This window comes from Bosea sp. BIWAKO-01, assembly GCF_001748145.1.
Taxonomy (GTDB): Bacteria; Pseudomonadota; Alphaproteobacteria; order Rhizobiales; family Beijerinckiaceae; genus Allobosea.
The window spans coordinates 5281350-5295497 of the sequence record NZ_BCQA01000001.1 but is presented as its reverse complement, the minus strand read 5'-3'; the positions used below and the strand labels follow the sequence as shown (position 1 = coordinate 5295497).

Annotated in this window: 8 protein-coding genes; 7 read left to right on the top strand and 1 reads right to left on the bottom strand. The window is 62.9% G+C overall.

From position 1 onward, the window contains the following. Positions 1–111 precede the first annotated feature (111 nt). Positions 112–1458 carry an amidase gene (locus tag BIWAKO_RS24775; protein WP_069880923.1) on the bottom strand — a complete coding sequence of 449 codons (1347 nt, stop codon included), beginning with the start codon at positions 1456–1458 and terminating at the stop codon, positions 112–114. 430 nt (positions 1459–1888) lie between these two features. Here BIWAKO_RS24775 and BIWAKO_RS24770 point away from each other — a divergent pair, with 430 nt between their 5' ends. The 7 genes from BIWAKO_RS24770 (at position 1889) to fdnG (ending at position 14141) form a co-directional block, all read left to right on the top strand. After that, complete coding sequence (locus BIWAKO_RS24770) at positions 1889–3313, top strand: ISNCY family transposase (protein ID WP_069880922.1); 1425 nt, start codon at positions 1889–1891, stop codon at positions 3311–3313. Between the two features lie 135 nt (positions 3314–3448). Continuing rightward, positions 3449–4873: an ISNCY family transposase gene (locus BIWAKO_RS24765; protein WP_069880922.1), complete on the top strand. Its 1425-nt coding sequence runs from the start codon at positions 3449–3451 to the stop codon at positions 4871–4873. Positions 4874–5733: 860 nt separating this feature from the next. Beyond that, the gene (locus tag BIWAKO_RS24760; protein WP_069880921.1) at positions 5734–6138 is read left to right on the top strand and encodes an Hsp20/alpha crystallin family protein; all 405 of its coding nucleotides are present in this window, start codon (positions 5734–5736) and stop codon (positions 6136–6138) included. Positions 6139–6178: 40 nt separating this feature from the next. Beyond that, positions 6179–8590: an endopeptidase La gene (lon, locus tag BIWAKO_RS24755; RefSeq protein ID WP_084651781.1), complete on the top strand. Its 2412-nt coding sequence runs from the start codon at positions 6179–6181 to the stop codon at positions 8588–8590. 153 nt (positions 8591–8743) lie between these two features. After that, positions 8744–9589 carry a hypothetical protein gene (locus BIWAKO_RS24750; protein ID WP_069880920.1) on the top strand — a complete coding sequence of 282 codons (846 nt, stop codon included), beginning with the start codon at positions 8744–8746 and terminating at the stop codon, positions 9587–9589. Between the two features lie 346 nt (positions 9590–9935). After that, positions 9936–10457, top strand: coding sequence for a hypothetical protein (locus tag BIWAKO_RS24745; protein ID WP_141740218.1), 522 nt, complete (start codon positions 9936–9938; stop codon positions 10455–10457). A gap of 600 nt (positions 10458–11057) precedes the next feature. Further along, positions 11058–14141 carry a formate dehydrogenase-N subunit alpha gene (gene fdnG, locus BIWAKO_RS24735; protein WP_084651779.1) on the top strand — a complete coding sequence of 1028 codons (3084 nt, stop codon included), beginning with the start codon at positions 11058–11060 and terminating at the stop codon, positions 14139–14141. The last annotated feature ends 7 nt before the right edge of the window (positions 14142–14148 follow it).

Below are 14148 nucleotides of genomic sequence, written 5' to 3'. Positions count from 1 at the left end.
ATCGGCGATGGTCGGCCTTGCGTTGACCATCGCCCTCCCGTCATGCTCGGCGCCTGCCGGGCTGGCGGCGCGGATCGCCAGGGGAGGGGCGGTTCCCCCCCGATTCTCGGCCTATTGCCGCAAGGCCGCCTCGATCCCGGCCGCAATGGCAAACAGGGTGCGATCGCCGCCGGTCTCGCCGGTCAGCATCAATCCGACCGGGGCCTCGCCAAGCCTATGGCAGGGCAGGCTGATTGCGCAGCGGTCAAGGAAGTTGCCGAGGCTCGGGTTGCGCAACAGCAGCCCATTCAGCCGGAAATACTCGGAATCCTCCTTCAAATCGTCCAGGCGAGGCGCCATGATCGGGCAGGTCGGCATCAGCAGCGCGTCGTAGCCTGCAGTGAGCGCGTCCATCGCCGCGATGATCTCGCGCCGGGACAGGACGAGATCGAGATAATCGGCGGCCAGCGCCTGTGCGCCGGTCGCGATCCGGCTGCTGACGCGCGGGTCGTAAAGCTCGCCCTTCGTTTCGAGCAGCGCGCGGTGCCAGGCGAAAGCCTCGGGCGCCGCGAAGCCGAACTTGCTGTTGGCCTTGCCGATTGCCGCGAGCGGCGCGAAATCAACATCCGAGATCAGCGCGCCAAGCGCGCTCAGGCGGCTGACTGCGCTGTCGAAAGCGGCGGACACGGTTGCATCCATACCGTCCCTGACGATCTGGGTCGGGATGGCAAGGCGCAGACCCGCAATCGGGCGTGGCAGCGGCGGCGCAAAAGAATCGGCGGCCAGGATGCCGTCAACAATGGCGCAGCAGGCCACACTGGCTCCGAGCGGCCCCAATGAATCAAGGCTGCTCGACAACGGGACGACACCCTCGAGCGGCACCCGTCGCGCTGTCGGCTTGTAGCCGACAATACCGCAAAGCGCGGCCGGAATCCGGCATGACCCGCCCGTGTCACTGCCGAGTGCAACCGGTGCCATGCCATCGGCAACCGCCACGCCGGAGCCCGACGAGCTGCCACCCGGAATGCGGCGTGAGGCGCGATCCCAAGGACTGAGCGGCGTTCCATAATGTGGATTGGCACCGATTCCCGAATAGGCGAATTCGGTCATGTTGGTCCGGCCGATCGGGATGAACCCGGCCGCAATCATGCGTGCGATCGTTGGCGCATGAGCCTTCGCCGGCGCGCAATCGGCCAGTGCACGTGAGCCAGCCATGCTCCGTTCGCCGGCAACGTCGAAGAGGTCCTTCACGGCGAAGGGAATGCCGGCGAATGGGCCGGCCGCACGGCCGACACGCCGCAAGCCGTCATGAGCATCAGCCGACGCCCGGGCGCTGTCTGCCGAGACCGAGATGAAGGCACGTCGACCTTCGCCCGCCGGATCTGAAATCCGTTCGAGGCATTCCTCCACCAGCGCACGGGCGGTGATCGTTCCACCGGCCAGAGCTTCGGCACAATCCTGCAGCGTGCGCATGGTCATCGATTCTCCGAAACAGCCATCATGTCAGCCTGTATCCGGGCTGGCGGTCGAAATCCATTCCTGGCGACCGATAGCCCGGCCATGCATTTGAGGCGCGGTCCCGCATCGATCGAACCGGCTCCAAGACGATGAGCCCGTGCCCGGAACGGCTGGAACAGTGGCAAGCGGAGAGGCCGCCAATCTACTTTGGCACATTGCCATAAGAGGCTGTCGTGAATGGCCTATTTGATTCATCGATCGCGTGATTTCCCGATCGGAGGGCTATTCGGCAAGCAAGGACCGGCCTGGATCAGGGGGTCCAGGATCATAGGTATTGGTTCCATAATATGTCTTATGCGAATCAACGTATGTAGGCGCAAAGCTAAAATGTCCCACCGTGGCAAACTAGGAATGTCACACTCCCGGGCTGATGGGTTTGGGGGGGGGTGGCATGGGCTGGGTGGAGATGAGCGAACGAGAGCTTCGGCGTGCTGAAGTGCTGGGGTCGGTTTTGTCTGGCCGGCTGACGATGACGGCGGCGGCCGGTTTGATGGGCGTGTCTCGGCGCCAGGCGCATCGTCTTGCGCTTCTGTTTGCAGATGGCGGCGCGGCGGGCCTGCGCCATCGCGCGCGCGGACGTCCGTCGAACCGTTTGCTGGGGCCGCATGTGCGCAATCTGGCCCTGGCATATGTGGCGGAGCACTACCGGGATTTCGGGCCGACCTTTGCGAGCCAGATGCTGCTGGAGCGGCATGGACTGAGCGTCTCCCGGGAGACGCTACGCAAATGGATGAGCGAGGACGGGCTCTGGCTGTCGCGCACGCAGCGACGCCGGTTTCACCAGCCGCGCATCCGCCGCGATCATTTTGGCGAACTGGTTCAGATTGATGGCAGCGAACACGCCTGGTTCGAGGATCGCGGCGGGCGCTGCACGCTGATCGTGTTTATCGACGACGCGACGAGCCGCCTGGTGGCGCTTCGTTTTGTGGCGTCGGAGAGCGCCTTTGCGTATTTTGAGACGCTGAAGGGCTATCTGACGAGCCATGGTCGGCCCCTTGCCTTCTATTCCGACAAGCACTCGATCTTCCGGGTGTCGAAGCCCCAGGCTCTCGGAGGCCAAGGCATGACGCAGTTCGGGCGGGCGCTGTCCGAGCTGAGCATTGAGATCCTGTGCGCTCATTCGAGCCAGGCCAAGGGCCGGGTTGAGCGGGTGAACCGCACCTTGCAGGACCGGCTGGTGAAGGAGCTGCGGCTGGCCGGGATCTCGTCGATCGAGGCGGCGAACACGTACCTTCCGGGCTTTGTCGAGCGTTTCAATGCGCGCTTCGCGACGCCGCCTTCCCGTCCGGAGGACCTGCATCGTCCTCTCGAGAGCACGTCGGATCGGCTCGACACGATCCTGGCGTGGCGCGAACAGCGCTATGTCACGCAGCAGTTGGCCCTCTCTTATGACGGCAAGCGCGTCATTCTGGACGAGACGCCTGTGACCGCTGGCCTGGTGGGCAAATATGTTGAGACCTACGAGTTTCCCGATGGCCGGCTCGAGATCCGCTGGAAGGGCGTTTGCCTGGCCTACCGGACCTTCGACAAGAAGCAGCGTGTGACCCATGCCGCGATCGTCGAGAACAAGCGCTTGTCGGAAGTTCTGGCCTGGGTGAAGGCCCGCCAGGATGAGATCAGGCCGGCACCGGTGAAGACCACTAGCGAAGCCGGTGGCTATGTGGCTCGTCCCAAGGGACGAAGGCGAGGTCGCCCTTCTTTCGTCGATCTGCACATCGCCGCCAAAGGCGCCCTTCCCCACGCCTCTGTTGGGGCTGCTGCGATATGTGAGGTCTCCGCAGCCCCAACAGAGGCTCCGTCGAGAGCGCGGCTGTGACATTTCTAAATTGCCAAAACCTGAGACATTTCAAAGGTGTTGCAACAAACGTATGTAGGCGCAAAGCTAAAATGTCCCACCGTGGCAAACTAGGAATGTCACACTCCCCGGGCTGATGGGTTTGGGGGGGGTGGCATGGGCTGGGTGGAGATGAGCGAACGAGAGCTTCGGCGTGCTGAAGTGCTGGGGTCGGTTTTGTCTGGCCGGCTGACGATGACGGCGGCGGCCGGTTTGATGGGCGTGTCTCGGCGCCAGGCGCATCGTCTTGCGCTTCTGTTTGCAGATGGCGGCGCGGCGGGCCTGCGCCATCGCGCGCGCGGACGTCCGTCGAACCGTTTGCTGGGGCCGCATGTGCGCAATCTGGCCCTGGCATATGTGGCGGAGCACTACCGGGATTTCGGGCCGACCTTTGCGAGCCAGATGCTGCTGGAGCGGCATGGACTGAGCGTCTCCCGGGAGACGCTACGCAAATGGATGAGCGAGGACGGGCTCTGGCTGTCGCGCACGCAGCGACGCCGGTTTCACCAGCCGCGCATCCGCCGCGATCATTTTGGCGAACTGGTTCAGATTGATGGCAGCGAACACGCCTGGTTCGAGGATCGCGGCGGGCGCTGCACGCTGATCGTGTTTATCGACGACGCGACGAGCCGCCTGGTGGCGCTTCGTTTTGTGGCGTCGGAGAGCGCCTTTGCGTATTTTGAGACGCTGAAGGGCTATCTGACGAGCCATGGTCGGCCCCTTGCCTTCTATTCCGACAAGCACTCGATCTTCCGGGTGTCGAAGCCCCAGGCTCTCGGAGGCCAAGGCATGACGCAGTTCGGGCGGGCGCTGTCCGAGCTGAGCATTGAGATCCTGTGCGCTCATTCGAGCCAGGCCAAGGGCCGGGTTGAGCGGGTGAACCGCACCTTGCAGGACCGGCTGGTGAAGGAGCTGCGGCTGGCCGGGATCTCGTCGATCGAGGCGGCGAACACGTACCTTCCGGGCTTTGTCGAGCGTTTCAATGCGCGCTTCGCGACGCCGCCTTCCCGTCCGGAGGACCTGCATCGTCCTCTCGAGAGCACGTCGGATCGGCTCGACACGATCCTGGCGTGGCGCGAACAGCGCTATGTCACGCAGCAGTTGGCCCTCTCTTATGACGGCAAGCGCGTCATTCTGGACGAGACGCCTGTGACCGCTGGCCTGGTGGGCAAATATGTTGAGACCTACGAGTTTCCCGATGGCCGGCTCGAGATCCGCTGGAAGGGCGTTTGCCTGGCCTACCGGACCTTCGACAAGAAGCAGCGTGTGACCCATGCCGCGATCGTCGAGAACAAGCGCTTGTCGGAAGTTCTGGCCTGGGTGAAGGCCCGCCAGGATGAGATCAGGCCGGCACCGGTGAAGACCACTAGCGAAGCCGGTGGCTATGTGGCTCGTCCCAAGGGACGAAGGCGAGGTCGCCCTTCTTTCGTCGATCTGCACATCGCCGCCAAAGGCGCCCTTCCCCACGCCTCTGTTGGGGCTGCTGCGATATGTGAGGTCTCCGCAGCCCCAACAGAGGCTCCGTCGAGAGCGCGGCTGTGACATTTCTAAATTGCCAAAACCTGAGACATTTCAAAGGTGTTGCAACAAAAACGTAGCGCCCATCGGGACACCGATTGGGCCCTCATTCGGATGCGAGACTGACGGAACTCATGCCGGACGGCGGCAACGCTTGAGACGTCACATCGCGGTGTAGACTTCCCTGCTGCTGGCATGGATGGACAATTGGCCGCTGCAAGCGGGGTGCGCTGCCGCGAGATGCTGCTGCCGAGAGATGTACTCGTGGCCCGGCCGGTCCTGACAGCACCACTGTGGTGCAGGAACGATTGACGGATCCGGCCACCATCCGCCTCATGCGCACAAATGCTCTGGAAGCCGAAAGCCCGATCGGCCTCCCTGAACCATCATTGCGAGCTGCTTCAGCGAAGGCCGCACCTCGGAGGGATTTTCCAGGTTTTCAGCTCCTCGAGAAACACCTGGAACTTCGACATGCGGACCAACTCATTGCGCGCGGGCTGCGGTTTGTCGTGGGTTCGAAGGCAGGACTGCGATGCCGTGACTGCGCGAATTGCAGCCATTCACGACTTGAAAGTCAGCGGCAAGAAAACGCCCGTAAAGAGCTGATCTTGTTTTCTTTTTCCTTTAGTGATGGGCCGCTCGGTTGTGCTGAGTGAGCTTGGGCGAACGCTCATTCGACTTCATACGAGTGGCCGATCGATTCTTGCAGCGAGGATCGCTCCTGAGGCCGCCAGGTTCAACCTGCGCGCTATGTTCCGTTACACCGTGGCGCCCTGTTCTGCCGCGCCCTATCTGTCGTTCAGGACGCAAGCTCATGCCCAATCTGGCCATGATGCGTGGCTAGGCTCTCGAATGCTGGAAGCACCTTAAGTGGAGCTGCGGACATGAGGCGTGACGATCATCAGAGTTGGATGTGGTCGGAAGCGATCGCGATGCTGACGCGGGCCGAGCATCTGCACCGACAGTTCTTCCAGCCACGCCAGGCGGCCCAACAGGTGTCCTGGGTCCCACCGGTCGACGTGCTCGAGCTCGAGACGGAGGTCCTGATCCTGGTCGCCTTGCCGGGGGTGTGCACCGATCAGGTCGAAATCGCCATCGAGGACGGCGAACTCATTGTTGCGGGGCGCCGCACCCTGCCTTCGGAGCTCCGCACCGCGACCATCCATCGGCTTGAGATTCCCCAAGGCCATTTCGAGCGCCGCGTCCGCCTGCCCCCAGGACGCTACGCGGCGGTGACCCGCAGCGACGCCAATGGCTGCCTGGTGCTCAGCCTGCAGAAATCGATTTGAGATCGAGAGCCGTTCGCGAACAGGCACCTGGGAGGGATTCATGCCGAGCGAGGATCGAGAGCGGGAAACCGAGCAGCCGGCGGCATCGGCCGCTCATCCCACGGCGCCTTCGACCGTGCCTTCCGACGCCCTGATCATCGTCCCTGTCCGCGATATGGTTCTGTTCCCGGGCACGGTATTCCCGATCACGATCGGACGAGAACGCTCGGTCCTTGCCGCCCAGCAGGCGCTTCGCGAAGAGCGACCGGTCGGCATTCTGATGCAGCGCGACTCCGAGATCGAGAATCCGGCGCCTGCCGACCTGCACCGGGTGGGGACGGTCGCCAATATCCTTCGCTATATCAACACGCCGGACGGCAGCCATCACCTGGTCCTGCAAGGGGAACAACGCTTCAGCCTGGTCGAGTTCGTCGTCGAGACCCCCTTCTTCGCGGCGCGCGTGTTGCGGATCGAGCAGCCCGATCTCCTGACGCCGGAGATCGAGGCTCATACACTCCATCTGCGTCAACAGGCGCTCGAGGCGCTGCAGCTCCTGCCGCAGGTGCCGCAGGAACTGCTTGCGGCCGTTCAATCGGCCGCTTCGTCCACGGCCCTGGCCGATCTCGTCGCCGCCTATCTGGATATCACCGTCGACGAGAAGCAGGAGCTCCTTGAGACCATCGACATCACCAAGCGCATGGACAGGATCTCGCACTTCCTGGCCCGGCGGATCGAGGTTTTGCGGCTGACCCAGGAAATCGGCCGCCAGACCAAGGAATCGCTCGATGCGCGCCAACGCGAAGCGATCCTGCGCGAGCAGATGGTAGCGATCCAGCGCCAGCTGGGTGAGACGGACGGCAGAGGGCCGGAGGTCGCCGAACTCACCGAAGCGATCGCCAGGGCCGGGATGACGCCGGAAGCGGAAGAGGTCGCGCGCAAGGAATTGCGCCGCTACGAGCGCATGCCGGAGGCCGCGGCCGAGTCGGGCATGGTTCGCACCTATCTCGACTGGCTGATCGAGCTGCCCTGGGCCCTCCCCGAGGAGAAACCGATCGATCTCGCTGCCGCCCGCCAGATTCTCGACGAGGATCATTTCGGGCTCGACAAGATCAAGCGTCGCATCATCGAATACCTCGCCGTGCGGAAGCTCGCGCCGGGAGGCAAAGCGCCGATCCTGTGTTTCGTCGGCCCGCCCGGTGTCGGCAAGACCTCGCTCGGTCAGTCGATCGCACGGGCCATGGGGCGTCCCTTTTCGCGCGTGAGCCTGGGCGGCGTCCATGACGAGGCCGAGATCAGGGGCCATCGCCGAACCTATATCGGCGCCCTGCCCGGCAACATCATCCAGGCGATCCGCAAGGCCAAGGCGCGCAATTGCGTGATGATGCTCGACGAGATCGACAAGATGGGCCGGGGTATCCAGGGCGATCCCTCCGCCGCCATGCTGGAAGTGCTGGACCCGGAGCAGAACGCGACCTTCCGTGATAACTATCTCGGCGTCCCGTTCGATCTCTCCCGCGTCGTGTTCCTCACCACCGCCAACATGCTCGACACAATCCCCGGGCCGCTGCTCGATCGCATGGAGATCATCAGCCTCTCCGGATACACCGAAAGCGAGAAGCTTCAGATCGCACGGCGTTATCTTCTGCGGCGGCAGTTCGAGGCCAACGGTCTCGCGCCTGAGCAGGTCGAGATCGACGACGTGTCGCTGCGGCGGATCATCCATGACTACACCCGCGAAGCCGGAGTGCGCGGCCTCGAACGCGAGATCGGCCGCGCGCTGCGCCACGCGGCAGTACAGGTTGCCGAAGGCAGTGCCACGCATATCCGTATCGGGGCCGACGATCTGGCGACGATCCTCGGTCCGCCCCGTTTCGAGAATGAGGTCGCCATGCGCACAAGCGTGCCCGGGGTTGCCACCGGGCTGGCCTGGACGCCGGTCGGAGGCGACATCCTCTTCATTGAAGCGACCCGCATTCCCGGCAGGGGCAACCTGATCCTGACCGGCCAACTCGGCGACGTGATGCGCGAAAGCGCGCAGGCCGCCCTCAGTGTGGTCAAGAACCGTGCTTCATCACTGGGCATCGACCCTGGGGTGTTCGCGGATAGCGATATCCATATTCACGTCCCCGCCGGCGCCACGCCCAAGGATGGACCGAGCGCAGGCGTCGCCATGTTCACCGCGCTGGTTTCGCTCCTGACCCGTCGGACTGTGCGAAGCGATACCGCCATGACGGGGGAGATCAGCCTGCGCGGGCTGGTTCTGCCGGTTGGCGGCATCAAGGAGAAGGTCGTCGCGGCTGCAGCCGCCGGGCTCACCCGCGTTATGCTGCCAGCCCGCAACCGCCGGGATTTCGAGGATATCCCGGACGACGCCCGCAAGAGGCTCGAATTCATCTGGCTGGAAAAGGTCGATGACGCGATGACGGCTGCGCTCGAGGACAAGCCGGTGGAACAGGCCGCTGCGGCGGAGTGAGGACCGCACCAGGCTGTATCCTGAGGTTACGCTGCGCCCCCTCCTCCGCAGTTCGCCGGTCGATTTCCTATTCTATCGTGTACCGCTTAACCCTACGTAAGGACCCGCGAGGCAATATCCTGCCGCTCGATTGGACGGCTGAGGCGGCGAACGATGTCGTTCGGAAGGAAGCAGCAACAAGGCACCGATGTGCCGGAGACAGGCCGCGCGGTTGCGACGCGGGCTGGGCGCGTCGCCAATGCCCTGCTCATTCTTGTCCTGGTACTGCCGATCGTGACGGCGGCGAGCATCTTCGTATCCGTGAATTTTCATCTCTGGCGCTCGACGCCGTCATTCGATCCACTGCTGACAAAGATCGAATCCGCGCAGCGGGCGAGCGGCGTCGTCTCCGGCGACGACGCCGAAGCGATGAAACGGCTCTTCCAGCGCCTCGAGGGCATGACGGCGCAATCTGCCGAGGCCAGGAATACCGACATGGTGCATGTCGTCTTCCTCGCCGTCAGCGCGGCCGAGACGACCGCGCTGACCTCTGAGGCGCAGGCCAGACACCCGGGCCGATCGGACCCGCAGGCCATTGCCCTGGATCTATCCAACATTGGCGCGTCTGCCGTCGTCCTCATCGCCGACAGGCCAGCTCTGTGGCAGATCAGCGGGGCACTCCCGAGCCAGCGGGCGAAGATTGGCGTCGAAGGACCGTTTGCGTTTGATCTCGCCGGAGCCAGGGATGGACTGCTCGCAGGGTTTCGCGTCGGCGCCTTCGGGGCCGGGGATGTGGCAAGCCCGGGAGACTATGCCCGCTTCCAAACGGACAAGGCCAGGCAGCGACTGGTCTGCAAGGCGTTGGACAGATGGCAGCGCTATTTCGGGATCTCCAGGGAGAATTTGCGCATCTGGTCGACCACGAACACGCGTCGGATCGAGATCGGCCCACGAAACGTCAGGGCAGACACACGCGTCGATCCGGACGGGTACGGCGCAGCCGGCATCTGCCCACGATAGGACACCGAAATGACAGCGCGAACGCAGCGAGATCGAGACCATGTCGTTCGGTAAGAGGAAGCCTCCGACCACAGAGCCGCAACGCTACAGCGCGGACACGCAGGCAAGCTCCCGCGGAGCCCCGGGTGGCAGCGGCGGATCAGGCATAGGCGTGGCGGACATTGCAATCGGTGTCGTCGCCGTTCTCGCAAGCTTTTCTGGCGCCTACTTCTTTCTGGGGCGAAGCTCCGGCCCCCTGCCCCCGACAGCTCCGGCCGTTGTTGCGAGCATTGGTTCCGAGCCGGCTCCGGTTGCACGGTCCTATAACAAGCAGGGAGCGATTCCGTTCATCGTCGGGCAGTCATGGATGATGACGCTTGCGATGCAGCAAACTCCCGAAGGGTTCGATGCGATCGACAGCGAACTGCATGAGCGGTGCATGAAGCCTACGAGCAGAGACGCGGCAGACTATGCGGAGAAGCGCGGCCAGACATTCCTGGTGCCCGAGAAGGGAGCGGAATTTCTCGCCTGCTCGATGCGGATCTACACGAACCGCTTCTGCGATGACCGATATCGCAAGCGTTTGGTCGCACGGCTAAGCGAATTCGTTCGCGCTCGGCGGGAACATATATCATTCGTAAAGAGCATCCGTGAAAGCAACATGGGTCAAATGATCGTTGCCGTCGACGGCGCAAACAGGGGGCGCGGCGCTGACGTGACCTCGGGCTATCAGCATTCGGCCTTCGTTCCGCAGGCGCTTGCCGAACAGATCCGCATCTTGTCGCGAGCCGGGTTCGTCACCCAGAAGGACTTCGCCGGCCTGTTCAGTGCCGCCCCGGATGAATTGAAGCCCTATCTCCAAGCTGAAGGCAGGGCGCCTTGCGGGTAGCCCGAGCGCGCCACAATATCCCAGGGCGATGGCAAGGCTCGCGCGGGCTGGAGCGCCGCAACGAAGCGCCAAGCGCCATGACCATGCTTCCACGCGTAGAAATCGCCTCGCCACGGCGCGATCTCCGGCATCTCGCCTCTCATAGGGGGGCCGTTCAATGATCGGCGCCAAGCGGGCGGGCGTGATTCCCGAAGACCGGCAGATTGACGCAGGCGCTCCCCTGCCCGCCCGGAGGCCCGGCAGGTATTTATAGAAAACCGACGATAATCGGGCAGAATGACCAATTCTTGAGCAGAATTACGCTCCCGGCGCACTACTCGATTGAGATTTTCCGCAATCGTTCGCAGCCATACGTAACGTTATTTTTTATCAGATCAATACAGTCGCAGATCAGAGGTGTCGTTAGATTGGCATAATGCCCGGTGGTTAATCGCCATACCAAATCATCGATGGATATACGCTGAAATAACGCCAAGTGCCACTGTGAGCGCGCGCGCATCAGGTCGCCCATTTCCGTAAAGTCATCTTGACGCGGCCGATCCAGAGTTTCACTATTCCAAAGAGAATAAGGGCGAATATGTCGCCATCTGGGAGGTCCGGATGCTTCAAGAGCTATCGCGCCGCCAGTTTTTGAGCGGCGCAGGAACGGGACTGGCTGGAACAGCCATAGCTGCGCTAGGGTTCGGAGAGTCGGAGCAGGCGCTGGCTCAGGCCGTGCGCCCCTTCAAGCTGGCGCAAACCACCGAGACGCGAAATACCTGTCCCTATTGCTCTGTCGCCTGCGGCGTCATCATGTACGGCCTGGGCGACAAATCGAAAAACGCCCATTCGGCGATCATCCATATCGAGGGCGATCCGGATCATCCAACGAATCGCGGTACCCTCTGCCCCAAGGGCTCGGCACTGCTCGATTTCGTCCATGCCGAGACGCGCACGAAATTCCCGCAATATCGCGGCCCCGGCCAACGTGACTTCAAGCGCATCAGCTGGGCGGACGCGCTCGACCGCATCGCGCGGCTGATGAAAGACGACCGCGACAAGAATTTCATCGCCACCAACCAGGATGGTGTGACGGTCAATCGCTGGCTGTCCACCGGGTTCCTGGCGGCCTCGGCGACGACCAACGAAACCGCCTTCATGACCTACAAGGTGGTGCGAAGCACCGGGATGTTGGCCTTCGACAACCAGGCGCGCGTTTGACACGGACCGACGGTGGCCAGTCTGGCCCCAACATTCGGTCGCGGTGCGATGACGAACTCCTGGACGGATATCAAGAACACCGATCTCGTCGTCATCATGGGCGGCAACGCCGCCGAGGCGCATCCTTGCGGCTTCAAATGGGTCACTGAAGCGAAAGCCCAGCGGGGCGCGAAGCTGATCGTCGTCGATCCGCGTTTCACGCGCTCGGCGTCCGTCGCCGATTTCTATGCGCCGATCCGGCAGGGCACTGATATCGCCTTCCTCCTGGGGGTGATGAAGTACTGCATCGATAACGACAAGATCCAGCACGACTACGTGCGCGCCTTCACCAACGCGCCGTATCTCGTGAAGGAAGGCTTCGGCTATCAGGAAGGTCTGTTCACCGGTTACGACGAAGCCAAGCGCGATTACGACCGCTCAAGCTGGGAATACGAGCTCGGTCCGGACGGTTACGTCCAGATCGACGAGACGCTGCAGCATCCGCGAAGCGTCTACCAGCTCCTGAAGACCCACATCGCGGCCTACACGCCGGAGATGGTTGAACGCATCTGCGGAACGCCGAAGGACAAGTTCCTGACGATCTGCAAGATGATCTCGGAGACGTCGGCGCGCGACAAGGTCATGACGTCGATGTATGCGCTCGGCTGGACCCAGCACTCCAAGGGCTCGCAGAACATCCGCTCGATGGCGATGCTGCAGCTGCTGCTCGGCAATATCGGCATGCGTGGCGGCGGTATGAATGCGCTGCGCGGCCACTCCAACATCCAGGGCCTGACCGATATCGGCCTGATGTCGAACCTGCTCCCCGGCTATTTGACCCTGCCAACGGACAAGGAGGTCGATTTCACGACCTATATGAGCACGCGCGGCTTCAAGCCGCTGCGCCCCAACCAGATGAGTTACTGGCAGAACTACAAGAAGTTCATGGTGAGCTTCCTGAAGTCGATGTGGGGCAATGCGGCGACGCCGGAGAACGATTTCGCCTATCAATGGCTGCCGAAGCTCGACGTGCCGGGCTACGACGTGTTGCGCACCTTCGAACTGATGAACCAGGGGAAGGTGAACGGCTATTTCTGCCAGGGCTTCAACCCGCTGCTGTCCTTCCCCAACCGGGGCAAGGTCACGGCCTCGCTCTCCAAGTTGAAGTTCCTGGTCGTGATGGACCCGTTGCAGACGGAGACATCGCGTTTCTGGAAGGACGAGGGCGTCTTCAACGACGTCAAGCCCGAGGCCATCCAGACCGAAGTGTTCGAGTTGCCGACGACCTGCTTCGCAGAGGACGAGGGCTCGCTCGTCAATTCCGGCCGCTGGCTGCAATGGCACTGGCCGGGAGCCGAACCTCCCGGCGAAGCCAAGAGCGACGCCTGGATCATGGCACAGCTCCATCTGCGCCTGCGGGCTCTCTATCAGAAGGAAGGCGGCGCCTTCCCTGATCCGATCCTCAACCTGCACTGGCCCTATCGGATATCGGACGATCCGATGCCGGACGAGCTGGCGAAGGAGATGAACGGCTACGTCGTCTCGACCGTCACCGACCCGGTCGATCCGAGCAAGATCGTGCTGGAGAAGGGCAAGTTGGTCGATACGTTCGGGCAGTTGCGCGATGACGGTTCGACGGCCTGCGGCTGCTGGATCTACTCGGGCTCCTGGACCGAACGGGGCAACATGATGGCCCGCCGCGATACGAGCGACCCCGGCAATACCGGCGCCTATGCCAACTGGGCGTTCGCCTGGCCGGCCAACAGGCGCATCCTCTACAACCGCGCCTCCGCTGATATCGACGGAAAGCCGTGGGATCCCAAGCGCAAGCTGATCGAGTGGAATGGCAGCAACTGGACCGGGTTCGACGTGCCGGACATCGCGCCGGCCGCCAAGCCGCGGGATGTAGGCCCCTTCATCATGAACCCCGAGGGCACCGCGCGGCTGTTCTCGCGGGGCATGATGAAAGACGGCCCCTTCCCGGCCCATTACGAGCCGTTTGAAAGCCCGGTCACCAATGTCATGGCGCCCAAGATCCGCGGCAATCCCGCCGCCCGCATCTTCAAGGACGATCTGGCGGCGCTCGGCACTTCGGACAAGTTCCCCTATGCGGCGACATCCTACCGCCTGACCGAGCACTTCCACTTCTGGACCAAGCATGTCTGGGTCAATGCGGTGCTGCAGCCGGAGTTCTTCGTCGAGATCAGCGAACAACTGGCCGCGGAGAAGAACATCCAGCCCGGTAGCTGGGTGAAGGTCTCGTCGAACCGTGGTTCCGTGCATGCGAAAGCCGTGGTGACCAAGCGCATCAAGCCGATGATCTGCGACGGCAAGACGGTCCATATCGTCGGCATCCCGCTCCATTGGGGCTTCACCGGTGCGGCAAGGAAGGGTTTCGGCCCCAACAGCCTCACTCCGTTTGTCGGCGACGCCAACATTGAGACGCCCGAATTCAAGGCGTTCCTGGTGAATGTCGAGCCGAGCAACGGGCCGGTCACGAGCTGAGGAGGCG

What these genes read in the sequence shown, in the direction of transcription:
- BIWAKO_RS24775 (WP_069880923.1), bottom strand. Translation starts at nt 1,458, where the DNA reads ATGACCATGCGCACGCTGCAGGATTGTGCCGAAGCTCTGGCCGGTGGA.
- BIWAKO_RS24770 (WP_069880922.1), top strand. Translation starts at nt 1,889, where the DNA reads ATGGGCTGGGTGGAGATGAGCGAACGAGAGCTTCGGCGTGCTGAAGTG.
- BIWAKO_RS24765 (WP_069880922.1), top strand. Translation starts at nt 3,449, where the DNA reads ATGGGCTGGGTGGAGATGAGCGAACGAGAGCTTCGGCGTGCTGAAGTG.
- BIWAKO_RS24760 (WP_069880921.1), top strand. Translation starts at nt 5,734, where the DNA reads ATGAGGCGTGACGATCATCAGAGTTGGATGTGGTCGGAAGCGATCGCG.
- lon (WP_084651781.1), top strand. Translation starts at nt 6,179, where the DNA reads ATGCCGAGCGAGGATCGAGAGCGGGAAACCGAGCAGCCGGCGGCATCG.
- BIWAKO_RS24750 (WP_069880920.1), top strand. Translation starts at nt 8,744, where the DNA reads ATGTCGTTCGGAAGGAAGCAGCAACAAGGCACCGATGTGCCGGAGACA.
- BIWAKO_RS24745 (WP_141740218.1), top strand. Translation starts at nt 9,936, where the DNA reads ATGATGACGCTTGCGATGCAGCAAACTCCCGAAGGGTTCGATGCGATC.